The 25,131-nt window shown below is 47.5% G+C and carries 19 protein-coding genes; 6 read left to right on the forward strand and 13 right to left on the reverse strand.

Annotated elements, in window-relative coordinates; all coding sequences use genetic code 11:
• Window positions 1–105: 105 nt before the first annotated feature.
• Together MHB46_RS11930 and MHB46_RS11935 are read right to left on the reverse strand one after the other, a co-directional pair.
• Window positions 106–927 carry a serine/threonine protein kinase gene (locus MHB46_RS11930; RefSeq protein WP_341162429.1) on the reverse strand — a complete coding sequence of 274 codons (822 nt, stop codon included), beginning with the start codon at window positions 925–927 and terminating at the stop codon, window positions 106–108.
• A 144-nt stretch (window positions 928–1,071) separates the two neighbouring features.
• Window positions 1,072–1,893 (reverse strand): MerR family transcriptional regulator, encoded by an 822-nt coding sequence (locus MHB46_RS11935; protein ID WP_341162430.1) that lies wholly within the window; start codon window positions 1,891–1,893, stop codon window positions 1,072–1,074.
• 535 nt (window positions 1,894–2,428) lie between these two features.
• On the opposite strand from MHB46_RS11935, the gene MHB46_RS11940 reads away from it, so the two are divergent.
• Window positions 2,429–3,385 carry an L-lactate dehydrogenase gene (locus MHB46_RS11940; protein WP_023986728.1) on the forward strand — a complete coding sequence of 319 codons (957 nt, stop codon included), beginning with the start codon at window positions 2,429–2,431 and terminating at the stop codon, window positions 3,383–3,385.
• Between the two features lie 104 nt (window positions 3,386–3,489).
• Here the strand turns inward: MHB46_RS11940 and MHB46_RS11945 are convergent, their stop codons facing one another.
• The 5 genes from MHB46_RS11945 to MHB46_RS11965 are packed head-to-tail and all read right to left on the reverse strand — an operon-like array spanning window position 3,490 to window position 8,012.
• A complete protein-coding gene (locus MHB46_RS11945; RefSeq protein WP_341162431.1) occupies window positions 3,490–4,218 on the reverse strand; it encodes an ABC transporter permease in 729 nt (242 codons plus the stop codon).
• Window positions 4,218–4,934 carry an ABC transporter permease gene (locus tag MHB46_RS11950; RefSeq protein ID WP_341162432.1) on the reverse strand — a complete coding sequence of 239 codons (717 nt, stop codon included), beginning with the start codon at window positions 4,932–4,934 and terminating at the stop codon, window positions 4,218–4,220. The genes MHB46_RS11945 and MHB46_RS11950 overlap by 1 nt, the downstream gene beginning before the upstream one ends.
• Complete coding sequence (locus MHB46_RS11955) at window positions 4,931–5,848, reverse strand: ABC transporter ATP-binding protein (protein ID WP_341162433.1); 918 nt, start codon at window positions 5,846–5,848, stop codon at window positions 4,931–4,933. The genes MHB46_RS11950 and MHB46_RS11955 overlap by 4 nt, the downstream gene beginning before the upstream one ends.
• 59 nt (window positions 5,849–5,907) lie before the next feature.
• Entirely contained in the window at window positions 5,908–7,338 is a 1,431-nt protein-coding gene (locus MHB46_RS11960) for a sensor histidine kinase (RefSeq protein WP_341162434.1), read from the reverse strand.
• Window positions 7,338–8,012 (reverse strand): response regulator transcription factor, encoded by a 675-nt coding sequence (locus MHB46_RS11965; protein WP_061831149.1) that lies wholly within the window; start codon window positions 8,010–8,012, stop codon window positions 7,338–7,340. Before MHB46_RS11965 ends, MHB46_RS11960 begins: the two co-directional genes overlap by 1 nt.
• A gap of 150 nt (window positions 8,013–8,162) precedes the next feature.
• Between MHB46_RS11965 and MHB46_RS11970 the strand changes: the two genes are divergently transcribed.
• On the forward strand, window positions 8,163–9,917 hold the full coding sequence (locus tag MHB46_RS11970; protein WP_341162435.1) for an alpha-glycosidase: 1,755 nt from the start codon (window positions 8,163–8,165) through the stop codon (window positions 9,915–9,917).
• A 331-nt stretch (window positions 9,918–10,248) separates the two neighbouring features.
• Here the strand turns inward: MHB46_RS11970 and MHB46_RS11975 are convergent, their stop codons facing one another.
• The 3 genes from MHB46_RS11975 to MHB46_RS11985 form a co-directional block, all read right to left on the reverse strand.
• On the reverse strand, window positions 10,249–11,400 hold the full coding sequence (locus tag MHB46_RS11975; protein WP_341162436.1) for a response regulator: 1,152 nt from the start codon (window positions 11,398–11,400) through the stop codon (window positions 10,249–10,251).
• 156 nt (window positions 11,401–11,556) lie between these two features.
• Window positions 11,557–14,703 carry an ATP-binding protein gene (locus MHB46_RS11980; RefSeq protein WP_341162437.1) on the reverse strand — a complete coding sequence of 1,049 codons (3,147 nt, stop codon included), beginning with the start codon at window positions 14,701–14,703 and terminating at the stop codon, window positions 11,557–11,559.
• Window positions 14,704–14,865: 162 nt separating this feature from the next.
• Window positions 14,866–18,336, reverse strand: coding sequence for an S-layer homology domain-containing protein (locus tag MHB46_RS11985; RefSeq protein WP_341162438.1), 3,471 nt, complete (start codon window positions 18,334–18,336; stop codon window positions 14,866–14,868).
• Window positions 18,337–18,610: 274 nt separating this feature from the next.
• On the opposite strand from MHB46_RS11985, the gene MHB46_RS11990 reads away from it, so the two are divergent.
• Entirely contained in the window at window positions 18,611–19,591 is a 981-nt protein-coding gene (locus MHB46_RS11990; RefSeq protein ID WP_341162439.1) for an aldo/keto reductase, read from the forward strand.
• Window positions 19,592–19,690: 99 nt separating this feature from the next.
• Window positions 19,691–20,065 (forward strand): MerR family transcriptional regulator, encoded by a 375-nt coding sequence (locus MHB46_RS11995; protein ID WP_023986717.1) that lies wholly within the window; start codon window positions 19,691–19,693, stop codon window positions 20,063–20,065.
• Here MHB46_RS11995 and MHB46_RS12000 read toward each other — a convergent pair.
• Both MHB46_RS12000 and MHB46_RS12005 read right to left on the reverse strand, forming a co-directional pair.
• Window positions 20,062–20,727 carry a methionine ABC transporter permease gene (locus MHB46_RS12000; RefSeq protein WP_061831143.1) on the reverse strand — a complete coding sequence of 222 codons (666 nt, stop codon included), beginning with the start codon at window positions 20,725–20,727 and terminating at the stop codon, window positions 20,062–20,064. The genes MHB46_RS11995 and MHB46_RS12000 overlap by 4 nt on opposite strands.
• Window positions 20,724–21,746 carry a methionine ABC transporter ATP-binding protein gene (locus tag MHB46_RS12005; protein ID WP_165178804.1) on the reverse strand — a complete coding sequence of 341 codons (1,023 nt, stop codon included), beginning with the start codon at window positions 21,744–21,746 and terminating at the stop codon, window positions 20,724–20,726. Before MHB46_RS12005 ends, MHB46_RS12000 begins: the two co-directional genes overlap by 4 nt.
• A 262-nt stretch (window positions 21,747–22,008) precedes the next feature.
• On the opposite strand from MHB46_RS12005, the gene pdaA reads away from it, so the two are divergent.
• Both pdaA and MHB46_RS12015 read left to right on the forward strand, forming a co-directional pair.
• Window positions 22,009–22,806 (forward strand): delta-lactam-biosynthetic de-N-acetylase, encoded by a 798-nt coding sequence (pdaA, locus tag MHB46_RS12010; protein WP_341162440.1) that lies wholly within the window; start codon window positions 22,009–22,011, stop codon window positions 22,804–22,806.
• A gap of 117 nt (window positions 22,807–22,923) precedes the next feature.
• Window positions 22,924–23,247, forward strand: coding sequence for an HAD family hydrolase (locus MHB46_RS12015; RefSeq protein WP_341162441.1), 324 nt, complete (start codon window positions 22,924–22,926; stop codon window positions 23,245–23,247).
• 71 nt (window positions 23,248–23,318) lie between these two features.
• Here MHB46_RS12015 and MHB46_RS12020 read toward each other — a convergent pair whose 3' ends face one another.
• Window positions 23,319–25,016, reverse strand: a complete 1,698-nt coding sequence (locus MHB46_RS12020) for a glycoside hydrolase family 13 protein (RefSeq protein ID WP_341162442.1) — start codon at window positions 25,014–25,016, stop codon at window positions 23,319–23,321.
• Window positions 25,017–25,131: the final 115 nt, after the last annotated feature.

The following is a 25,131-nucleotide window of genomic DNA, read 5'->3' on the forward strand; positions in this document are numbered from 1 at the left end:
ACTCCCTTCGCTCATTTACAGGATCATTGTATGTAGACCTGGTCAAATGCGTAAGGGGGGCATTCCCCCATTTTTGCGGCGAATGCCTGTTTATTTTTAGGGACGTTATGGGTTAACCTCAAGCAGCAGCAATGCTTCCCCCAGCTCTTGCATAAACTGTCGGCTATTCTCATAACGTGGCCGAATCTGAAAAAGACGCTCCAGCATATGACGCACAGGTGAACTCAGCTTCAATTCTTCCTGCCAGCTTGCCGGCGGTTGATCCGGCTGAGGCTCGTAACTGCTATACAGCATAAAAAGCATTAAATGTCCGACATCGTACAAATCGCTGTAGACGGCGACATCTTGTCGCTCGGGTGCGCGCTTTTCCAGCATGGATTCGGTAAATATATCCTCCTGTCGCTCTCCTACCGCCAGAGCAAGACCAAAATCGATCAGGTAAGGCTTCCCCTCACGGTGAATCACATTGGGAATGCGGATATCCCGATGGATATAGCCCCGTTCATGCACATGCAGAACTCGCTCCATTAACTTCAAAATGTAGACAATGCATTCCTGTTCTGTAAAGGAACGCTCCTGTTCAAATATAAGCTCCTCCAACGTCATGCCGGAGATGTATTCCATAACCACAACTATTCCGTTCGAATGTTCGACAATTTCGAGCAGCTTCGGAATATAAGGGTGTTCCATCTGCCGCATAATATGAGCCTCGCGCTGCAATAGCTGAACTGCCTTCGCCCGTTTGCTCGGTCTGGGCATTTTCACTGCTACCTCTTGTCCGCTGTGCCGATCCAGACAGAGGTAGGTTAGACCATAGCTCCCCATGCCTAAAAGCGAACGAACATCATAACGTCCGCTCAGTAAATCGCCAGGCTGTTTCGGATAGTCCAGCCATGATTCATATGCGTTCCGCAACCAAGCAAACATATTTATATCCTTTCCTCTACATGCCGCAGCAACGTTTCTTATGCGGCTTGTTCTCGTATTCTTATATTCCGTTATTATACCATCCACGATAAAAGACCATCAGAACCGGGAAGGTCTGATGGTCTTTATCAAAAAAGATGCTGGTTATGCCTCTCTGCGTCTGCGCGGTGTCAGACCAAGCCAGGACAACAACGAACCGCGCGATTTGCGTTGCCTGCCCTGGTAGGTACGCAAATTAGTAATTAACTGCCGGTCTCGTTCCTCGTCAACCTTTTCTTTCATCCAGCGTTTTTGATCCTCCAGTTGGTTAGACAGACTGATATTCTTTTCCACCAAACGACTGTGCTCTGCTTCCAGCTCCTCCAAACGGCTCCTCATTTCCAACAAAGCGGTTTGCACCATGTCCTGCATCTGCGCCAGTTCTTGCGGCTCTACGGACTCCCGCGTTTGTACGGATACAGGTGCTTGCTCCAATCTATACTCAATGGTTGGTTCCAAAGTCTGTAACTCTTCCTGCGCCTGTAGCTGCATGGGTTCCTCTGACAGTTCCTGAGCATTCATTTCATCCTGCAACTCTGTCAGTTCTACCGTAGCAGCTGCTTGCGCCTGCATGACAGTCTCTTCCCTACCCTCAGCCGCCGCCATTATTTCTTCCCAGGTTGCGGTTAGTGACTCAGCATCCGAGATGGGTGGCAAGCGGAATTCTTCATCCTCCATTTGAAAGGGAGCGGTCACTCTCTCAAGCACCACCTGAACCGCCTGCTCCATCGTCATATGCTGCTCACGCAACGCCCTCCGCATCACCTCCAAGCACTCAACATCCTCAGCACTGAACATCCTCGATTGATTCGCGGAACGCTGAAACACATACCCCTGCTCCTCCAGCGCCGCTGCATATTTACGAAGGGTACTCGCCCCGATTCCCAACTGTTTTGCTGCTTCCGTCGTCGATTTGCTTTCTTCCATTTAATCATTACCTCCCCGGATGGTATGGAAAGAAATAAGCTTGTATATGTAGAATTCGCGAAATTCATTGGAAACCCTTTGGCAAAAATGTTCTAATATTGCAGACTGCTAAGAACCTTTGTCATAACGGAATATTTGTAAATATACAAGAAACGACATTGCAGAGCATACTTCCGTTCAAGTATGTCCTTGAAACTCTTTAAAGCACGTCACATAAATGTCATACTTTCATTATTTTCACGTCACTATTCCTTCCATCAACATAGTTCATGTTATAATTTGCACAGAATTCACCTTAAATATAAATTGAAACATGCTCTTCTATCTTCCAGTAAAAGTATTGATAATTCACGTTCACTCTATAATTAATCCTAAAGAACACCTCTATTCACAGTTTATTTTAATTTCCCGGAATGGAGGCAAAAAAATGGATATTTTCAAAAGATCAGCAATATGTTATGTTATGTAACGTAAAATGTATTTCAGGCATAATTTGTAGCATATTAACGTTCGCTGGAACGAGGAGGCAACATAGATGAAGGGGAAGGCAAGGAAAGTAGCTATTGTCGGCGCGGGAATGGTCGGTTCGAGCTGTGCCTACTCAATGGTTAATCAGTCCATTTGTGATGAGATCATGATGATTGACCGCACGTATGATCGGGCTTTGGCCCATGCACTGGATCTGTCCCATTGTATGGATTTTACGTCCACACGTACCAAGGTGCGTGCCGGCACGTATGCAGACTGCACGGATATGGACGTTGTGATTATAACGGCTGGAGCCAACCCTAAACCGGGTCAAGACCGCCTATCTGTGCTGGACGACGCAGTGCTTATTACCAGAGAGATTGTAACCGCGATTATGGAGGGTGGCTTCGACGGTATATTCGTCATTGCCGCTAATCCTGTCGACATTGTAACGTATATGGTACAAAGTATATCCGGTCTGCCGCGCAACAAGGTGATCGGCACGGGCACCTCCATTGACTCATCCCGACTCAAGACGTTGCTTTCTGAAGTATTTTCCATAGATCCGCGTAGCGTACAAGGATATGCGCTTGGCGAGCATGGCGAATCCCAATTCGTTGCCTGGTCACACGTCACGATTGGCGGCAAGCCGCTCTTGCACATTTTGCGTCAGCATAAGGAACGATTCAGCCACGTCGATCTGGACGACATTGCCCGTAAAACTCGGGATGCAGGCTGGGAGATCTTCACCCGCAAAGGGGCCACTTATTTTGGTATTGCCAATGCGCTGGCGTACATTACTCGTTCCATTTTAAATGATGATGGTAAAATTATAGCGGTCTCTGCTGTATTGGACGGCGAGTACGGGCACACCGATGTCTGCACGGGCGTTCCGGCGATTATCGGCAGCAGAGGAATCCAAGAGGTCATCGAGCTGGAGCTAAGTCCGGAAGAACAAGCGAAGTTCGACGCCTCTTGCCACCTTATCAGCAATAATATCCGTGCCATTTCAGGCTTAGTGTAACCCCATAGAGCCAGTACCTTATTCAGAACACGAACCTGAGTACAGTAAAAAAGCTCCTTACCCTCATTTAGGGTAAGGAGCTTTTTTAGTTCCTATATTTCGTCTTATATCTCTTTATAACGAAATATCGACAGGCCAGCCAATGCAAACAGGACAAAGCTACCCAGTATCACCGTCAAGAGTGTATCCGTCGGCACCATGAACGCCCCGAAGTCGTCTCCCCCACTCGGCATCATCGCCAATAAAGGTTGTACCCACGGATAATACGGAGCATAGGTCTGAGAGTTGGCGATCAGCATATTGGGCACGGTGAAGACGAAATTCAAAGCAAGCGGTGCGGCAAAGCTGGACCACAAGAAGGACACCATCAACTGCAACGCAGCCAGCGGCAGGCAGGCTACCCAGCCTGCGAGCAAACTTTGAGCGATCACGGCCCAAGGGATTGGTCCGTTCATGTCCTGCACAGCTCCAACACCCAGCAGCGCTCCTCCGAACAGTAGCTGAGTCAATCCGACCAAGACCATAATAATTGTCAACTTGGCCGCATACAGACTGGTGCGGGACAATGGCAATGACATGAGTTGCTTCCAACCGCCGCCCCCATGCTCGAATCGGCAGACTAGAGATCCAAATACGGCGGTCAGCATCGGCATGAACAGCATGGCATGTAATGTAAGCATGGCAGTCAACAGCAACAGCCAGTTCCCTCCCGGATTCGCAAGCAAGCCAATCAAGACGGCAATCGCCGGGCTGACGAGCGCAAGGAGCCAGACGGGCGATTTGGCCATTTTCATACGTTCAACAGAAAGTAGCCGCACATATCCTCCGAACATTACGCCACATCCTTTCGGCTAAAATGGGCCGCTGTCAGCAGACTGAGAAGCATGCCCGTTCCGCACCCGACGGACGCAAACATCCACGCCTGAGGTGCAACCCATGCGAATTGCGGCCATGCCAACGGAAACCATTCGGACAGCTGTGAAGCAAACAAGCTGCCGATGCCTAACGTAATGCCCAGTGTTACAGGCAGCGCCTGATTATGGAACGTGACCGTTAACCACAACAATAATACGAGCATAGGCAGCGTGCCGCCCAAGGGCCAAAACCCGAGTCGTAGCAGTTCCCCTACGGGTGCAGGCTCTCCCCCGAAGCCAAGAATCATTCCCAACACCCACGTCCCTACCGTCAGGAGTAGACAGGACACGCACAGCATCCCGATCGCTAGCGTCAGCTTGGCCATATAAACACTAAATTTGGAAATAGGCAAAGCCAGCAGCTGCTTCCAAGAGTTAGACGAATGTTCCACATTCGCCAGCATGGAAGCGACCATCGTAGCTCCTAATACCAGCGCAAGGGGGACAAAAATAGCGATGTTATCCATCAAGCCTTCCCATAAATGCCCCTTGTATCGCGGAATCAGATAGTCATAGCGGAGCCCAAAGTTCAGTCCCTGCATCGCTACCAGCCCTAGGGGACCGAGGAACACCAAGAACCAGATTCCCTTTCTGCGTGCTTTGAGCAGATCCGCCGTGAGCGCTCGCAGCATCATAAGGAAGCCCCTCCTTTGCCCACTACCTGCATGAACATATCCTCCAGCGATTTGCGGCGTTCCTCCACACGGTATACGGCATGCGTATTTTCGACCAATCTTCTGACCAGCAGCGCAACAGCCGCATCATTCATGTTCTCGAAATCCAGCGCCGTTCCGTCCTTCACTGAATGGTAGCCCTGCTCACGCGCAATCAATTGGGCTGCTTCCGGTTCCGACACTACGATCCGAATCCCGCCTGCGGATTCCTGACGGAGATTATGAATCGTGTTTTGAAAGACCAGCTCTCCTTCACGGATAATACCCACGGTATTCGCCATATGCTCTACCTCGCTCAACAGATGGCTGGATACCAGCACGGTGATCCCCCGTTCCTTAGGCATCGCCTGAATCAATGTGCGCATTTCCTGAATACCCTCTGGGTCCAAACCATTCGTAGGCTCATCCAAAATGAGCACTTCGGGATTCCCAAGCAGGGCTGCTGCAATACCCAGTCTCTGCTTCATGCCCAGCGAGTAGCCTTTGACTGGACGTTTGGCATGCTTGGTCAGTCGGACGACCTCTAACACTTCCGCAATGTTTTGCTTGGGTACATTCAAAATACGGCGAATGGCCTCCAGATTTTCAATTGCGTTCAAATGACCATAATACGAAGGATACTCCACCAACGAGCCGACTTTACGCAAAATATCGAGCTTATGTCTGCGAATATCTTTGCCGAATATACGGATCGTTCCTCGAGTTGGGCGAATAAGTCCAAGCAGCATACGGATCGTTGTCGTTTTCCCCGCTCCATTTGGACCCAGAAATCCGTAAATATCTCCTTGAGCTATTTTCAGGTCCAGCTGATTAACCGCCGCGCGGCCTTTGTATATTTTGCTGAGACTGTTCGTTTCAATAATGTATTCGTTCAAGTTCCTCACCTCGACACCTATCGTAACGTGCCAAGTTTAAAGCCAAGGGAACTCTGAGTTTAAGTTTTGTTTAAAAAACGGATTCGGGTCCCGGCTGATGAACTGATAATCTCCCTCTCCAAATTCATTTCGCGAGCCAGCAGTTCTGTAATCGCCAAACCAATCCCTGCGCCTTTTTCACTGGACTGTTGCTCCATACCGGGCCCTTTATCTACGATAACCAATGCCTCTGTCCCATTATCTTTCTGTACTTGAACACCGATATATCGGCCTGAGGCAGCATGGCGAACTACATTTTGAAAAAGATTGTCCAGCAGACGGCGGAAGCCTTGCTCATCGACATTCCACACCATACTATACTCGGGCAGGTCGATATCCACTTCAAAGCCCTCCTTTTCCCACACCGGATACCAGCTGGCTACACACTCTCGCACTAGCCGCAGGATATCACGCGGTGTGTTATTCATAGTGTATTTTCCACTAGCTAGCAGATTATAGGTGAGCAGATTATCGATCAGACTCCCAAGGTCTTTTAGCTTGTTTTCCATCAGTGTAATCGACTGTTTCCCTCTGCTACTCAGATTTTCACCATCTAGTGTATACAGATGGCTACGCACGACCGTAAGCGGCGTCCGAATATCGTGTGACAGATCCGCGACCAGTCTCTTCCGCAGCTCTTCCTCCTGACGCTCACGTCCCCGACTTTCTGCCAACTGCTCAACCATCTGATTAAATGCTTCTTCCAGCTTGCCGATTTCATCCGGGCGTCCAGTGGTAACAAGAATAGGCAAGCCATCCTCTCCTCGCTGCGACATGGCGGCCTGAAGCTGCAACAGTCTACGCCGAATGCCTCCAAAAAACAGAAGAGATACGAATATAAAAGCGCCCAGAATCAATACGATAAAAAAGAGATAGTACATCAACATGCTACTATCTGTAGGTGGCTGTTCAAAGAACGAACGGGGCACTTTTAACACCATATAGCCCTGATTCACATCATTCTTGCCCCCGCCAATAAAGGCCACTACCGTAAACGGCCCCTCATAGCTTGCTTGCTTCATAAAAGCTATAGCCTGCGCAGCGTTCCATTGTTTTGGCATGTTAGGTTGTGTCGGTAACTCCAACCTTGTTTTACCTGCGGTATCCACCCAAAATATTTGTGAGTTAGGGAACATATCTTGTTGTATTTTGCGCAGATGGGCTGAGATTTGCTCTGGTGTGGCTCCCTTCAAAGCTACAGCTTCGCGATGCCAGCTATTTTCGGTATGAGAAGCAGAGGGATAGTAAGCGTTTTTAGGCTTGAACTCCGCCCCCCAATTCAATAACACGCTATATATCAAGGCTGTAGCAGGCAACACAATGGGTAACAGCATCATAGCAACCACAATAATGACTAGATAACGGAACAACAGTGAACTGCGAAACCGACCTCCCTGACCCGGCCTAGAGCTGGGGTGTAGCCTCCTCCAATCCTTGCGCGTCCTGCTCATTATGCTTTCACCCGATATCCTACACCACGGATCGTCTCAATGATGCGGGGTGCCGCAGGATCGATCTCCAGCTTTTCACGCAGGTGTCGGATGTGGACCATTAAAGTTTTGTCTCCGTCAATATATGGGTCCCCCCACACCGCTTCATACATTTGCTCTTTCGTCATAATCTGGCCCAAATGCCGCAGTAAATAAGCAAAAATGTGATATTGCTTGCCTGTCAGTGTAATTTCCTCCCCAGTATCACGGTTCACAATACGGTTATCAGGAGAGAAGACAGAGAGATGCCCCAGTTGTAAGGATTCTTCGGGCACGGTTCCCGATCGGCGCAGCAAAATCTCTATACGTGCTATGAGCTCGTCCGGGTGAAAGGGCTTGGTTACATAATCGTCGGCGAAATCCAGTCCTTGCAGCTTATCGTCAATGGATGTACGGGCAGACAACATGAGAATGGGAAGCTCCGGGTACTCTTTCTTGAGCCGCTTCCCCATGGTGAATCCATCCAGACCGGGTAACATCACATCCAAAATCACGAGTTGGCACGTACGAGCTGCTTCCACAGCCCCATCCCCGCTGCGAAGCCAGGTTACAGCGTAATTCCGCTCTTCCAAATACTGATGCGTCCAAGCACCAATATCCTGGTCATCTTCGATGTATAGCACATTTGTTTTCATAATAGACACCTACTTATCGTTTTTCTTTTATGTAATGGGCATTATAGCATTTATGGTACATGACCCACTTAAAAAGGTTAATAACTACCTTATACGACATACGCTTCACATTTTCAAATTGAATGCTCGTGAAAAAAGGAGGACTACCCGATGCTGCTGGAAGCGATATACCATCACCCGAAACGAAATTGGGCTTTTGGTTATAATGATGAAACGATATTTCTACGGCTACGTGCGAAGAAAAATGACCTGAATACCGTTCATGCTCTCACCGGAGATAAATACGATTGGGAGCGCACCCGACAGCTTGTCCCGATGTCCAAATTCGCTACCGATGGCAGGTTTGATTACTATGAATGCAGCGTAAAACCTACTCACCGTCGGCTGAAATATGGATTTTTGCTAGAAGACGGTGAGGAACGTATTTGGATGAACGAGGACGACTTCACCACCCAGGAACCTCAAAACGCAGACAGTCTGTTCCAATATCCGTTTTTGAATCCGATTGATATTCTGAAGCCACCTGCATGGGTGAAGGATGCTGTATTTTATCAGATTTTCCCAGAACGTTTTGCGAACGGTGACCCCTCCATCAGCCCAGAAGGAGCAGAGACATGGGGCGGAACGCCACAAAGAGACAATTTTTTCGGTGGTGATCTACAGGGGATTCTGGATCACCTGGATCACCTGAACGAGCTAGGGATTAACGCCATATATATGACTCCTGTGTTCAAGGCAACGACCAATCATAAATATGATACAGAGGATTATATGGAGGTGGACCCGCATTTCGGGGACAAAAAGACATTAAAAAAACTGGTCGATGCCTGCCACGACCAAGGAATCCGGGTACTACTTGATGCGGTGTTCAACCATTCAGGGCGTACGTTTAAACCGTTCGTTGATGTGCAGGAAAAAGGCGAAGCCTCACCTTACAAGGACTGGTTCCATGTACATAGCTTTCCCTTGGAAGTGGTGGATGGCACACCGACGTACGATACATTCGGGCTGGAACCGATGATGCCCAAGCTGAACACCGAACATCCTGAGGTGAAAAAGTACCTGCTGGATGTAGCAAAGCATTGGATCGAAGAAATCGGTATCGATGGTTGGCGGTTGGATGTGGCAGACGAAGTGGATCACGCCTTTTGGCGGGAATTCCGCACTACGGTCAAGCAGGCCAATCCAGATGCGTACATTTTGGGTGAAATGTGGAATGAATCGTCTGAATGGCTTCAGGGGGATCAATTCGATGCAACGATGAATTATCCGTTCACCTACGCGGTAAATGATTTTTTCGTCAAAAAAGTGACCGATGCTCAAAGCTTTGCCTTCGCCATCGGACGACAGTTGGCCCGCTATCCACAGCAAGCATCCGAGGTTGCCTTCAATCTGCTGGATAGCCACGACACACCACGCCTGCTGACACTGTGTGGGGATGACAAGCGGCTGATGCGACTGGCCGCCCTGTTCCAGTTTACGTACATGGGCGCACCCTGCATCTATTACGGCGATGAGATCGGCCTGGATGGAGATGCCGATCCAGGCTGCCGCAAGTGTATGGAGTGGGACACCGACAAACAGGACCGCGAGCTGTTCGACTTTTACCGCGAGCTGATTGCGCTTCGTAAGGGGCACCCGGTCCTCCGTGATCAGGGAAGCATCACCTTTTTGGAGGCACAGCCAGAGGGCACTTCACTTGCCTACGAGCGCCGCAGCGAGGAAGAGGTGCTGCTCGTGCTGCTCAACCGTTCCGATGAGGATCACGTTTTTGAACTGGATATTCCTGAGCAAGAATGGAAATTAGCCTTTGGCGAAAGCCAGTGGTCCGTTAGAGAGAAGGGGCTGCTTGCCAAGCTTCCACCCTACGGATACGCTGTACTGAAGGCAGCGCCTGCTCAGTAGAAGAAAGGCATAAGCCTCTATAAGCGGATGCTGATGAAAGTACCTGCCGAATAACGGCAAAAAAGCGAAACCACCAGGAACAAGATAGTTAACTTGTTCCCGGTGGTCTTTTTACGTTGAATATGAGCTTCTATTGTCGATTATTTGTTTTTAACATCTGTTCTTACTACCCCAACATCCGAAGCATTAATCGAAATGGGGTTACCGCCTTGTCCTGTCTGAGCTGAAGAAGATTGTCTGACGTCCACCCTAAAACCTCTCAATTACGACTCAACCGTGAAGAGATATGCTATATGAATATGCCACTAAAGAAGACAGGTAGTACAGCAGTTTACGCAGGTAGCGTCTGTGTTTTCAATTGCACGTACAACTGGTGCGTCACCTGCTGCGGCTCAATACCCAACTCATCTTCCAATATTCTGACGAAGCTTTCATAATGCTTTTGCGCAGCGGTATAATCGCCCAGTTGGGCATAGGCTGTCAGCAGCAGACTGCAGATATCGTCTGAGTACGGCTCCCGTTGCTGTAGGCTGAGTAAGCGCTGAACAGACTGCCGGGTACGATCTGAGCGAAGCTCTTCTCTCGCCAGCTCAGAAGCACATGCCAGATACATATTGCGCAGCTTCTCCCTTTTTGCATATGCCCACGGGTAATCGTGCTCCTCCAGATAGTTGCCACGGTATAGTGCCAACAGGCTCTCAATACGCGGCTTACCGCCGCTACCGGATGCAGCCCATTCGGATATTCCCCGCTCGAATAGCTCCACATCTGTAATCCAGCCATTGCGGTTCAAGCGGTAGCGATCCAGATTATATTCCAGCTTCGTATCTTGCATCCGTTCTTTCAACGCCTTGCGGATTTGGTAAATGGACGTGTGCAGGTGAACAACAGCCTTGTCCAAATGATATTCAGGCCACAGCGCATCCAGCAGTTGTTCTTTGCTCACCCATTCCCCTTCATGGTGTAATAAGAAGGAAAATAGCTCCTGTGACTTTAATGTGCGCCATTTGAATGGTTTCGCACCTACGGCTTCCTGTCCATCCTCCAAAATTTCAAGTTTTTGAAAACAACGTACCTTGGGGGATTGCTCTGCTGAAGCTCCCAAACTAGAAGAACGGGGATCAGCCAGCGTGGCTGCAATCCGATCTAACGTTTTGGATAGCCGCCGGGCATGAACGGGCTTTAACAAGTAATCCAGTGCTTGCAGCTCGAACGCTTCAATAGCATATTCCGAGTACGCGGTCACAAAGACGATATGAATATGGGAATCCAGCTGTTGAATCCACTCGGCGGCCTCCAGACCATTCATCTCTGGCATTCCGATATCTATAAAAACAATATCCGCACGTTCTGCCGCCAGATGATCCAGCCCCGCTTGTGCAGACGTATATTTGCCCATTACCGTTAACCGTCCGTCCGCCTCCAGCAACCGTTCCAAGTAGGTTAATGCCGACCTCTCATCATCAATCAAAATCGCCTTCATTTGTGTCCGTACTCCCTTCCTGCTGCAACCATTTATCATGATGTTCTATTTACATGCTATCTGCTTTATCCATACGATTTTTAATTTCTTATATTTTATATATCGTATCATTGCGGACGTGACTTTAGCTTTTCCGACAAATGTACTGTACTTTTTTTATTCATCGGTATGCCGGGGCGAGATCGTTTCCGGCACACGGAAGCTTACCGTCGTCCCTTGCATAGGACTACTTTCAATTCGCAATCCTTCTCCATACATATGGATAAGACGGCGATGGATATTACGCAGTCCCACGCTGGAAGATACATGATCCTCCGACAGCAGCTGTTCCAGTCGCTCGGACGGAATCCCTACGCCGTCATCGGTCACGCTGACCACAAAATCGGTTCCATCCTCCTGCACAACCACTCGCACGGTTCCACCTGTTGCCCGTTGCATCACACCATGCCGTATCGCATTTTCCACGATGGGCTGAATACTTAATGGCGGGATGAGCGACCGGATGTTCCTTCCTACCTCTACAGTCACCTGCAAACGTTCTTCAAATCGTGCTTTTTCCAGTGCCACATACGATTCTACCAATTCCAACTCCTTGGATAATGGCACCGTATTTTCCCTGTTCTGAAAATCAAAACTGCCCCGCAAATACTGACTCAGCTCCATGAGTAGCTCCGCTGCTTTGTCCGGGTCTACGGCTACAGTCGAAACAATGACATTCAAGGCATTGTACAGAAAGTGCGGCTTGATTTGTGCCTGTAAAAAGGCCATTTCCGAACGCACCGCTTCCTCCGCCGAATGACGCATGTTCAACAGCGTGCGCACACGCGCCTTTAATTCCTCAGCATCAACAGGCTTACGTAGAAAATCATTAGCTCCCGCCATAAAACCTGCGCGGATATCCCCGGGCAGGTCGCGTGCCGTCAGCAGCAACACCGGTAGCTCGGACAGGGAATACCGTTCCCGTATCCGTCGGCACAGCTCAATACCGGACATTTCCGGCATCATCCAATCCGTAATGACTAGGTCAAATCGGGAACGGCCATTCAGTATGTGAAGTGCCTCCTCGGCATGATCCACCGCCACCACGCTACAACCTGTGGTATATAATAGCTCCTCCAGCACCCGAAGATTAACCTCATCATCATCTACAGCAAGCACTTTGTAAGGAACAGTCTGAACTTGCTCCAGTGCATCCTCTTCATGCGGAATCACATTCTGACCCGACGTCACACCAGGCTGCAATATAACCGCAGACGAAACATCTTTTTGAGCTTCATGTGCCAACGTTCCGGTCTGCGCTAAGGGCAGTGTAAAATAAAAGGTCGAACCCTTGCCCAATCTAGATTCTACCCGGATATGACCCCCATGCAGCTCCACCAGACGACGGACTATGCCTAATCCAAGCCCTGTTCCACTGTATCCATCATCCTCAGCATTCGCCCCTCGGTTAAAAGGTTCAAATATATGTGAAAGATGCTCCTGGGCAATACCGGACCCGGTATCCTTCACACTGATTTCCATTTCACGGTTCCCCGCTTTGGCAGAGATTACGATTTCGCCTTCCTCCGTAAATTTCACTGCATTGCCCAACAAATTGTACAGAATCTGAATCAGCCGATCCTCATCCGCATCTACCTTGGGCAACGAATTGGGCCATTCTTTGACGAATTGAATCTCTTTCTTACCCACCGTATGACCCAATACCTCCAGCACGGAATTCACAGCTGCCTGTACATTGACAGGCCGACGATTTAAGGCTAATCTGCCATTTTTCAAATTAGAAAAATCCAGAATATCGTTAATTAAATACGAAAGTCTGCGTCCTATATTCGCAATCAAGGCCAAGTTGTGCTTTTGCGGCTCATTGAATTGTGTCCCGTAGCGGTCTAGCATGGATTGAGCGATATTAATTACTCCATGCAGAGGAGTGCGCAGTTCATGTGACGTATTTGCCAGAAATTCATCTTTTAACCCATCCAGTGTTAGCAACCGTCGTGACAGGTTCTCAACCTCCATAAACGAATGCACAAAACGTTTGGCCAGCAGGAGCGTTTGAGCCAATACGAATATGAGCATTTCATAGGCTGTCACCCCACGCACATCTCCCCAGCCCAGAATATACACAAAACTAGTCACTACAATCATAAGAATGCTCATAATACTAATGACTAGCAGCGCAGCGTCATCCGTCCGTTGAAGAAGCCCACGAATCAAGATCAGTAATACATATCCCACACTGACTACACCAAAAAGAAGAATAAACGCTTCAAAGGATGAGAGTACCAATGTAGGCAAAAATAGTCCCATACCCAGCATCAGTGCGGTTGTAATATTATAGAGGCGCAGCACGATCCGATTCATAACAATCTGCGTCGAAAGATGAACATAGCGGATCAGAAAATAGTAGAACAGCGTTGACGAGAACGACTGTATTTTCAGTATCCATTCATAAGGTAAGTCCGGTATTCCCCAAACCAGCAGCTTTTCTCCATGTGTCAGAATATAAAATAAAGCCGAGATACAAAAACATCCTAAGTAAAGCAATGCCTTCTCCTTTTTACGTAAAAGGTATAGCATAATAAAAAATACGGTAGGAATAAAAAATCCTGCTATCAGTACGGTGTCCTCTGCCATTGCAACTTCCCGGCTATGCGTAATACTCTCGTAATCCCCAAATAACAGTGGATAAATAATCCCACCAGAGGAATAGCTATAATTAGCCACATGCACGGTAATATCAGCTGAATGTCCATCTACCGCTGCAAACCCAACATAGGGAACATTGCCCTGCTTGCCCTTGTCGGCAGAAACAGAGGGAATACCACTTGCTCCCACGTTTTCTCCGTCAATCCATACTTGACTGGCGCTGCGAATGTTTTGCATATAGATGCCGTACAGATTTTCCGCTTTTTCAGGCAACAGCACACGGATATGATAGGTTCCATATCCGGTCGCCTGTCCCTTAGGCATCCACTGATTCCATCTACCAGGCACATCCACAATCTTGGCAGAAGAACTCGTTTCCAGCCTCAACTCAGAAGAACTCTGATGATTTTCCCAATCCTTATCTTGTTGCATTTCATGAAAGGATGAAGGTTGCACAAGCTGATTGGGGTAAAATTCCCACTCCCCTCCCAGCTGTACAGGGCCTTCCTTTTCAGGGTCCCAATTACGCAAATCAATAACACCGTTGTGTGCTTTCCAATGACTGTTTCCGGATAAAACACCTGACACTAACGGATACACCGGCAACGCAACCGCAAGCAGAAGTATAATAAAAAATAAAACCCCCTGTTTTTTCATAAATCCCCCGCTCTTTTCAATATCGTCTATCTTTTAGTATCGGTTATTCTAACCAGCTGTATTAGAAGCGCTGCCCATGCAAAAAGGGACGCCCGCCGCAGACAAAAATCTGTGTGGAATCGTCCCCTTTTATACACCCTTGTACTTCCTGCATTTCCCTTATTAAGGAATCATGCCTTCATCATTACCACCGCCAGGAATCGAGCCTGAATCGCCTCCGCTGCTATCGCTTGGCGGCGTTGCTCCACCGCTGCTGTCGCCGCTTCCTGTTCCGCTGTTGTCGCTTGGTGGTGTTGCTCCACCGCTGCTGTCGCCGCTTCCTGTTCCGCTGCTATCGCTTGGCGGCGTTGCTCCACCGCTGCTGTCGCCGCTTCCTGTTCCGCTGTTGTCGATTGGCGGCGTTGCTCCACCGCTGCTGTCGCCACTTCCTGTTCCGCTGCTATCGCTTGGTGGCGTTGCTCCTCCACTGCTGTCGCCGCTTCCTGTTCCGCTGTTGTCGCTTGGTGGTGTTGTTCCTCCACTGCTGTCGCCACTTCCTGTTCCGCTGCTTTGTTGCTGGCTGGCTACAAAATCTTTATACTCCTGAATCGCATCTTCCAGATTCATATAATTTTTCTTGATTTCCGGCATAGGGTAATACTGGTCCAGACGATTGTATGCATCCACTACTCTGTGAAAGTAGACCGTCGTAGGATCTGTACCATTTACTGTAAGCAGATTGTTCGCAATGTTCTTGAGCTCATTGATATCAAGATCAGTTACGATCCATTTGGATTGGTAGTTCGAAAGTGCTGTAATCAAATCTGTGTTAGCCTGGTCTACCTGAAGCTGTGTAATATCCGGAGTATTAAGCACAAGGTTTGCCTGATTAATTTGCCCTTGAAGTTCTTCGTTATCTTGTTGGGTATAATGACGGCCGAACGTCTGAACTTCATTATTAGCTATACTTATGTTGAAATTTAACAACATGGTATCCACTGCTATTGGTGCAGCATACTGGCTCTGTACCCGTTGCAACTCCTCGTATACAGGAACCACGTCTTGCAATTCAAAGCTAGGCAAACCTAAGAAGATGGAGGCATGCTCTGAAGCAGAAGACAAGGCTTGCTGGGCTTCAGCGCTTAATGAGCCTGAATTTTGCACCAAAATTCCATTGATCGATGCCTGCATTTCAATGATTTCGGCTCTCAATTGTAGCCTTTTCTCGTTATATTTTTCAATATAGGTCCCTTTAGCCTGACTTAATTGATTATAAGAGATCACCAATTGCTCCTCAGGAGTAAACGGCATCATGAGTGCAAAGTTGGCTTGTTCTGTTAGTTGCTCTAAAGGAAGCATTTCCGTATTTAAGTAATTACGAGCAATAGGGTTGGACAGCAGTTTTAGATGAATGTCTTGAACCAGCTGTTGCAGTTTTTCCCGAGTTGTAGCAGGTACTGGCGCAGTGAATTCCGCAAGTCTTTGACTCAGCTCCATGTTCAAGGTCAATACGTCCTGCTGCGTCATAGCCGTATGCATCTTCTCTGTATATTCCTGAATGAGGTTGCCCAGTTCGGCATTTTGAGAGCCACTCTGATCGTAGATAACCTGTGCTTCTTGTAAAGTATTTTTAAGCACTGAGAAGTCCGCTGCTTGCAGTGCCAAGAATGATTCTGTGGCACCTTCTATTTTTTGTGTCCATTCGTCCAACTGCTCCGTTGTAGTTAATGGGTTCACATATACATTTAATCCTTCTCTCACTAAGGACTTGTAACGCGCTTTGTCTGTTTTCAAATTCTCCACATGATCCGTTACATCGAGAAAATGCAGATAGGCATCTCTGAGTCTTACCGATGCTTCGTATACTTTAATTACTCGACGCAGGCTTACTACTTCCCGCTCCACTATATTTTGGGGTGCATTCCCTTCTAACACATTATTGCCAAATTGAATTGCTTGACTTAATGAATCATCCCAAAGAGTTGGGAATTCGTCGCTAACCATTCGATTTTGCTCAAGGGTAGTCGAAGCTACCTGAATCAGCCTAACTAATTCCTGTGTTCCAATCATCGGTTCTGTGGCTGAATCTGTGTACACAGAAACTTCCTGTTTCAATGTGCTGAGCGCTTGATCTACCTCTGCCTGTGTAGCTGTAGTATTGTTCAGTACCAGCGTAGCCTGGTGGATTGCTGCCGACAGGCTTTCCTTGGCCGTAGCCGGGTAGAGTGCCTGATCCGGTCCACCCTCACCTGCACGATCCAGCAGATCTTTGGCTGCATGGACTTCTGCCTCCAGCTGACTGCGGTCTACGTTGACAATGTCACTGTTGTGTTTTTTCTTATCTTTGCTCTCTGTTTCCGTGACAACCGATCCAGTAGAGGACGAGTTCGTCGTGCCATTCACGAGACTAACAGCTACTTTCATCGCATCATAGTTAATGATAACATCCTGCGGCTGTTTTTGTTCCGGTAGGTTAAGCCGGTTGATTGTAGCTCCCTTAGCCAGCGTAATAAAAGGAACGCCCACATATTGTGATGCATCCAGCAAACCAATACTGCCGCTAACCAACAGCTTGCCCAGTCCCTGTTGCAACGAAACGCGGCTAATCGCGGCATTTCCCTCGGTCACGATCGATGCATCATTTTTCAGCGTCAGGTTGTCGATCTTCGTCGTCCCGGTTGCTGTCAGCTTGGCATCCTTGGAGCCCAGCTCCACACTAGACCATGCCGTATTTTCCAAAAGGGCCGATACAGGCTGAGTCCCTGAGCCTTTGATTTCCAATACGCCTGTGGAGGACATGTTCTTCAAGGTTACCGAGCCATTGACGATCAGGCGTCCTTCAAAAGATACACCTTTACCGTCAAAAACGCCGCCGTCTGCGTTAATTTCCAGCTTATTCACACCTGTGAGTGTACGCAAATTACGGTTAAGGTCGAATTTTGCCCCTTTTAATACAGCTTTGTTATTTTCACCAAACAAACCTTGCAAAGATCCTTCCAACTGGTACGGGATATTTCCGATGCGAACAGTATTGCCCTCTGATTTCACTTCTCCTACCGGATGATCCAGCAGGCTGACGAATACTTCCGCACCACTCTCCCGGTTCAATGGATTTTTCAAATCCGTTGTAGAAGCATCCTCTGATAACAGACCATAAGAGCGGGCAACTTGAACTGCATTTTGCTGTGCATTCGCTGTGCCGGCATCCTGTAAGTCCATTGCACGTACTAGCGATACGATCAGTTCTTCCTTGGTAATGGCATCCCCCGGACGGAACAGTTCCCCGTTGCCTGTCATATACCCGGCTGCACGTACAGCCTCAATATAGGGAGCGCCCCATGCATCGGACGATACATCCATAAAAGAAGTTTGCGACTGGTTGTTAACTTCCAACTGGAACAGACTGCACAAAATTTTAGCCGCTTCTGCACGGGTCAAATTTTTTTGTGCCATAAAATCGCCCTGCTTACCGCCTGTCATCAAACCCAAGGTGCGAGCTTGTGATACAAATCCAGTTTCGCTTTGCGTATCTGCTGTCGCTGCATAAGCAGTCTGGACGCCGCCCACCCAAGGCAGAGATACGATTGAACCTGAAGCAATACCCAATACCATCGCAGATGCAATCCATTTATTTCGATTTACAAGTTTCAACATTTCAACTCCTAGACACTATTTATTGGCATATATCCTGTTATATCAAAGGCTTTAGTCATGTTTAGTTCTACGATTTATGCAACCAAGGAACTATGCTAAGAGAAGTATACGAAACCCCACTGAACCGATTCTGAACAATTAGACCTATACGAATCATTCCGGAGCAAAATTGCTTGACTTGGAGTGAACTCCAAATGTAATAATATCCGGTGTAAGTAGCTGGAGTAGACTACATTTGAAGAAAACAATATCTAGGAAAGCGAGGTATAATCAAATGGACTATGTGAAACTTGGAAATACCGGCTTGGATGTATCCCGGCTTTGTCTTGGGTGTATGGGCTTTGGGGTTGCAGAACGGTGGATTCACCCATGGATACTAGATGAAGAGCGCAGTCGTCCCATTATAAAAAATGCCCTGGAGCTAGGTATTAATTTTTTTGATACCGCAAATGTATATTCAGATGGAACTAGCGAAGAAATTGTTGGACGAGCTTTAAAGGATTATGCGAATCGAGATGAAATTGTCCTCGCGACAAAGGTTCATTTCCGTATGCATCAAGGCCCGAATGGTGCGGGACTTTCCCGAAAGGCTATCATGAGTGAAATAGATAAGAGCCTTGAGCGACTGGGGACAGATTATGTGGATCTGTACCAAATCCATCGCTGGGATTACAATACCCCTATTGAAGAGACGATGGAAGCATTACATGATGTTGTGAAGGCCGGGAAGGCAAGATATATTGGTGCTTCTGCCATGTACGCATGGCAGTTTCTGAAGGCGTTACATGTCGCTGAAAAGAATGGATGGACCCGATTTGTATCCATGCAGAATCATTTAAATCTCTTATATCGTGAAGAGGAGAGAGAGATGCTGCCGCTTTGTAAGGAAGAAAAAATCGGTGTGATTCCATACAGCCCGCTTGCAGGTGGAAGATTGACGCGTGATGCGCAGGAAACAACACATCGTTCCGAAACCGATCAAGTTGCGAAATCTAAATACGATGCGACTGCAGATACCGATCGATTGATCGTGGAGCAGGTTGCGGCCATCGCAGAAAAACGTGGAGTTCCCCGCGTTCAAATCGCACTTGCCTGGTTGCTACAGAAAGAACCGGTAACAGCTCCCATTATCGGTGCTACGAAAACGTCTCATCTCGAAGATGCAGTAGCTGCTCTTTCGATTACGTTAACACCTGAAGAAATTGCATTGCTGGAAGAGCCATATGTTCCTCATCCGGTAGTTGGCGCTCAGTAAATATGGATGAAATGAAAGTTTCGAAATAAGAAACAACAAGAACGCCCTATCCATTTACATAGGGCGTTTCTTGATCAGAAATCAGGAGGTGAAGTCTGCATGTTGATCGCAGAAGTAAGCAAAAAATTCGAACTATCTCAGGATACACTCCGCTATTATGAACGCATCGGACTTATTCCGCGTGTGAACCGTAATAAAAGTGGAATCAGGGATTACACGGAAGAAGACTGCAGATGGGTTGAATATATCAAATGCATGCGAGGCGTAGGGCTTCCCATTGAAATTTTGATTGAGTACGTTAGGTTGTTCCAGCAGGGTGATGAAACGATAAATGCTAGAAAAGAACTCCTAATGGAGCAGCGTAAGCAGCTCATTGCCAAAATGGCAGATATGAACAACGTATTGGAACGCATGGATTATAAAATTACAAGCTATGAACAGACAATAGGTAAAAAAGAAAAACATCTAATTTAACCCCTGCGTGCTTTACGGGACAATAGGTTCCCCAAGGACTGAACACCTTGTACAAACAAGACTAGAATGATGACGGTAATCAGCATAACCAGCGTATCAAAACGTTGATAGCCATATGCGATCGCCAGATCGCCAATTCCGCCTCCGCCGACCGCACCAGCCATAGCAGTAGCACCAATCAGACCAATGGCTGCTGTCGTTAATGACAAAATCAGAGAACTGAATGCCTCAGGAAGCAAAAAGTATCGAATGACCTGAAACGGGGTCGCCCCCATCGCATCTGCTGCCTCCAGTATCCCCGGATTTACCTCCAACAGCGAGTTTTCGACCAGCCTTCCGATATATGGCGCAATGTATATAATCAAGGGGACAATTGCCGCACTGGTCCCAATGGATGTATTCACAATCAGACGGGTTAACGGAATGATCGCAATCAGCAAGATAATAAACGGTAAGGAACGAACAATGTTAATGATTGGATTCAAAATATTGTGCAGCCATTTGTTCTCCAGAATTCCGCCTGGACGGGTGATGACGAGTAAAATACCGATAGGGATACCGATCAGGGCGCCAATGAATAATGATATGCTGACCATGAGCACGGATTCATACAAAGCTTCCCACAGTTGATCCCAGGTGATCGTAGTTCCTGTAATCATCATAGACTCTCTACCTCCTGAATATGAACTCCTTTGCTCTTGAGAAAATCAACAGCCTGCTGAACGGCATGCTGTCCACCGCGCAGTTGAATCGTCATATAGCCAATCGTCGTTTCTTGAATCTCCGTCATGTTGGCAAACAAAATGTTCACGTGGATATCATGCTGCCGAATCAATTCATGAACCACCGGATCAGAAGCAACCTGCCCTATAAATTCCAGCTTGTATATTCGCTGCGATTCTTGCTGTTCGAACGTTTGCAGCACACTCTCGGGTACCGTATCGTGAATGACCGTGCGTACAAAGCTCTGTGTCGTCGGGTGCTGCGGCTGCCCGAATACCTCCAGGACATTGCCCTGCTCGATGATTTCCCCCTTTTCCATTACGGCTACCTTGTTGCAAATCCGCTGAATCACCGACATTTCATGGGTGATGATCAAAATGGTGATCTTGTATTCCTTATTGATTTTACGAAGCAAGTCGAGAATTGACTGTGTGGTCTGCGGATCAAGTGCCGAGGTTGCCTCATCACAGAGCAAAATGGACGGGTTGCTCGCAAGCGCCCGTGCAATCCCCACACGCTGCTTTTGTCCGCCGGAAAGCTCGCTGGGGTAGCTATTCGCCTTGTCCGACAATCCTATGAACGCCAAAAGCTCCTTTACACGCCCCTCTATTTCCCGTTTGTTGCGCTTAAGCAGCACCAACGGAATTGCAATGTTGTCGAACACTGTTTTCGATTCCAGCAGATTAAAATGCTGAAAAATCATTCCGATCTTCTTTCTTACCTTCCGCAGCCCAGAGGTCGAGTAGGTATTTAACTGTTCCCCCTCAACAAGAACCTCTCCGCTGGTTACTTTCTCCAGACGATTGACCAAACGGATCAGCGTACTTTTCCCAGCGCCACTGAATCCGATAAATCCGAAAATATCTCCTTTATCCACTTTGATATTTATATTTTTTAACGCTTCAATACTTAGACCTTTTCTCACATAGGTTTTGGATACATTCCTAAGTTCAATCATGAGTCCTAACTCCTTCCGTTCTCACAAGTATGTAAGATGTTCTAAGCTGATTGCTTTTCTTTGGCATGAATGATCAAATTAAATCCGAGTATTCTAGTAAGTTTTATAAAGTATACTACTTCGATTTAATATTCATGTCAATATGTGTTTTGAGTCTTGGTTAGTTCAGTCCTTGCATAAATCAGCATGATATTGCAAATGGTATGAAATATGCCGAAGCATACACACCTTGCCCGAACGGGACGGAAGCGGAGGAAGATAGATGAAGCGAATATTTACCTTGTGGCTATGCGTTGCAGTTATAGGGATGTTGACAGTTACGGCAGAACCCGCATGGGCTACTCAGACTGTTGACGGACAGCCTTATCATTTTGGGTTCAAAAAAAGTAAAGGAGGGGAGCTGCCTTCCATCGCACAAGAAGGCTTTATGCAACTAATCGAAAGGCAAGGTGGCATCTTTCTGGGGGATACCACTAAAAAAGAATTATTTCTGACTTTCGACAACGGCTATGAGAATGGGTATACTCCCAAAGTGCTGGATGTATTGAAGGCCAAAAAGGTTCCCGCCGCCTTTTTTGTGACGGGGCATTTTGTAAAAGACCAGCCTGATTTGATGCGACGCATGGCCAGTGAGGGTCATATTATCGGAAACCATTCATGGAGCCATCCTGATATGAGCACCATTTCTTCGACAGAGATCCGGTCTGAGCTAGATCGGGTACGAAATGCATCGGCAGAGCTAACCGGGCAAAAAGAAATGAAATACGTCCGGCCGCCTCGCGGCATTTTTAGTGAAAAAGCATTGGCTTCCTGTCGAGAAGCTGGATATACGAGCGTGTTCTGGTCTGTGGCTTACAAGGACTGGGACACAAATATTCAGCAAGGAACGGACTATGCCTATCGTCAAGTCATTCGTCAGCTTCACCCTGGTGCGGTCATTCTGCTCCATTCCGTATCCAAGGACAATGCCGAGGCACTTGGTTCTATCATAGACGAGGCTCGCAAGCAAGGGTATGAGTTTAAAAGTCTAGACGACCTTAAGGTGAAACATTATCACTAAATAGTAATCGAATTTAATGAGTCGATACGTTATCAGCCCGATCCACAACTGCCCATGGCAGCCAGTGTGAATCGGGCTTTTTAGTTTACGACCAAGGAAGGTAATGGATATAACGATATGGATGGGCTGGCTGCCAAGCTTTCGCCACTCGGCGTGGTCATCCATCAACACCGTAATGAACAAGTGCTGGACATCAGCCCGCAAAATATCCATAAATGGAACGCGCTTCAGAAGCTTGGTGTGCAGCCCCGTCAATTTATCGCCTTCGGCAATGATGCGAATGATATTCCGATGTTCAGGGAGGCACACCATGCCGTCATGATTCATCACCATCCTGAACTGGCTGCCTTCGCGACTGAATCGATCCCTAATGAGGGGGAAAATCAAGAAGACCGGATTATCGCCAAAATACGTGAGTTGGCTGAAATGGTTACCATTTAGCCAAACGCCAAGAAAGGGAAGGTCTCTCTATGAACCTTCCCTTCCTTTTATCATTCTAAAGATAGCAACACCTATTTCATGGTTAGCTTATACACCCTGGCTTCATAAGGGCGCAGCTTCAAGGCATGCAGTTGTTCCCCTTGAACCGGCTTGTAGTTGGACAGCAGCAGCTCCGCCTTAGCGACAGGAAAGTCCTCCTCGGGCCAGTGGTACACCGGATCACGGTCAAAGAAATTCAAAATGACGAGCAACCGCTCTTCTCCTAGCATACGAGTGAATACATACAGTTCCGTATCCAGCGGCAACAGTAGCTTGTATTCGCCATAGACTATGACCTCATGTTGTTTGCGCAGAGCAATTAACTTGCGATAATAGTGGAAAATTGAGTCTGGATTATTTCTTTCTGCCTCTGCATTAATGTGTGTGTAGTTATCGTTAATCTTCATCCACGGCTCTCCATCGGTAAATCCGGCTGAGGGTCCAGCATTCCATTGCATGGGAGTGCGCGCATTATCCCGACTTTTTCGCCAGATCTCTGCCATAATCTGTTCCTCGGACTCACCGATCTTCCGTTGTTGCTCATAATAATTCAACGTTTCCACATCACGATAATCATCAATGGACGGGAATGCAATATTCGTCATCCCAATTTCCTCACCCTGATAAATATAAGGCGTACCCTCTAGCATATGAGTGAAGGTTGCCAGCATTTTGGCCGACTCCACACGATATTGTCCATCATTCGCAAATCGCGAGAGGGCCCGCGGCTGATCATGATTGTTCAGATAATTGGCATTCCATCCTTCCTCATGAAGCACTGTCTGCCAGCTGCTCATTATTTTTTTCAGCTCCACCAGTGTCCACGGCTTGGATTTCCATTTTTCCGTCCCCAGCCCTTGGGCATCAATAAACATGTGTTCAAACTGGAAAACCATATTCAGCTCATGCCGCTGGTCCCCCACATAATCAAGTGCCTGTTCCGGTCCTAAACCAGACGTTTCGCCAACTGTCATTAAGGGATAACGCTCCAGTAATTTTTCATTCAGCATCCGTAGAAGTACATGTACCTGTTCTAGATTGGAAAAGAGCTGATAGGCACGTACCAAGGTTCGTTTGTCAGGATTATCGGCATCCGGCAGCCCTTCGGCTTTGACAATATGGGCAATGGCGTCAAAACGGAAGCCATCAACTCCCTTTTTCAGCCACCATTCCACCATGCGGTAGAGCTCGCCCACCATCTCTTCATTTTCCCAGTTCAGATCTGGCTGATGCTCGGAATACAGATGCATGTAATATTCGTCTGTAAGCTTGTCATATTTCCACACTGAACCGGAAAAATACGATTCCCAGTTGTTCGGATATCCGCCATTTTTGCCTGTTCGCCATATGTAGTAGTCCCGCTTCGGATTATCCTTGGACGAGCGTGACTCCGTAAACCATGGATGCTCATCCGATGTATGGTTTAATACCAAATCCATCATGATTTTGATGCCTCGTTCATGCGCCTGGTGAAGCAGTTCGTCAAAATCCTCCATCGTTCCAAACTCATCCATAATGGCATAATAATCGCTAATATCATATCCGTTATCGTGATTAGGCGATTTATATACCGGACAAATCCAGATTACATCAATACCCAGCTCACACAAATAATCCAGCCTGGACAAAATGCCTCGCAAGTCCCCTTTACCGTCTCCGTCAGAATCCTGAAAACTGATCGGGTAAATCTGATATACAACGGCTTCCTTCCACCATATTTTTCTAGGCATGTTCCCCTCCTGTAGCTTCTCTGTACATCCAATAGCTTATGCTCTTAACATACACGCAATACCTGTCTGCGAATCGTTGGTGTAGGGGAACAAGAGTCTTGTAAGCTTGCTTCCA

The organism is Paenibacillus sp. FSL H7-0703 (assembly GCF_038003485.1).
In the GTDB taxonomy this organism is placed as follows: Bacteria; Bacillota; Bacilli; order Paenibacillales; family Paenibacillaceae; genus Paenibacillus; species Paenibacillus polymyxa_B.

Coding starts and splice junctions, on each gene's coding strand:
- pdaA (WP_341162440.1), top strand. CDS start 22,009: ATGAAGCGAATATTTACCTTGTGGCTATGCGTTGCAGTTATAGGGATG.
- MHB46_RS11960 (WP_341162434.1), bottom strand. CDS start 7,338: ATGAGCAGGACGCGCAAGGATTGGAGGAGGCTACACCCCAGCTCTAGG.
- MHB46_RS11985 (WP_341162438.1), bottom strand. CDS start 18,336: ATGTTGAAACTTGTAAATCGAAATAAATGGATTGCATCTGCGATGGTA.
- MHB46_RS11990 (WP_341162439.1), top strand. CDS start 18,611: ATGGACTATGTGAAACTTGGAAATACCGGCTTGGATGTATCCCGGCTT.
- MHB46_RS11970 (WP_341162435.1), top strand. CDS start 8,163: ATGCTGCTGGAAGCGATATACCATCACCCGAAACGAAATTGGGCTTTT.
- MHB46_RS12005 (WP_165178804.1), bottom strand. CDS start 21,746: ATGATTGAACTTAGGAATGTATCCAAAACCTATGTGAGAAAAGGTCTA.
- MHB46_RS11965 (WP_061831149.1), bottom strand. CDS start 8,012: ATGAAAACAAATGTGCTATACATCGAAGATGACCAGGATATTGGTGCT.
- MHB46_RS12015 (WP_341162441.1), top strand. CDS start 22,924: ATGGATGGGCTGGCTGCCAAGCTTTCGCCACTCGGCGTGGTCATCCAT.
- MHB46_RS11940 (WP_023986728.1), top strand. CDS start 2,429: ATGAAGGGGAAGGCAAGGAAAGTAGCTATTGTCGGCGCGGGAATGGTC.
- MHB46_RS12020 (WP_341162442.1), bottom strand. CDS start 25,016: ATGCCTAGAAAAATATGGTGGAAGGAAGCCGTTGTATATCAGATTTAC.
- MHB46_RS11930 (WP_341162429.1), bottom strand. CDS start 927: ATGTTTGCTTGGTTGCGGAACGCATATGAATCATGGCTGGACTATCCG.
- MHB46_RS11935 (WP_341162430.1), bottom strand. CDS start 1,893: ATGGAAGAAAGCAAATCGACGACGGAAGCAGCAAAACAGTTGGGAATC.
- MHB46_RS11980 (WP_341162437.1), bottom strand. CDS start 14,703: ATGAAAAAACAGGGGGTTTTATTTTTTATTATACTTCTGCTTGCGGTT.
- MHB46_RS12000 (WP_061831143.1), bottom strand. CDS start 20,727: ATGATGATTACAGGAACTACGATCACCTGGGATCAACTGTGGGAAGCT.
- MHB46_RS11995 (WP_023986717.1), top strand. CDS start 19,691: ATGTTGATCGCAGAAGTAAGCAAAAAATTCGAACTATCTCAGGATACA.
- MHB46_RS11945 (WP_341162431.1), bottom strand. CDS start 4,218: ATGTTCGGAGGATATGTGCGGCTACTTTCTGTTGAACGTATGAAAATG.
- MHB46_RS11975 (WP_341162436.1), bottom strand. CDS start 11,400: ATGAAGGCGATTTTGATTGATGATGAGAGGTCGGCATTAACCTACTTG.
- MHB46_RS11950 (WP_341162432.1), bottom strand. CDS start 4,934: ATGATGCTGCGAGCGCTCACGGCGGATCTGCTCAAAGCACGCAGAAAG.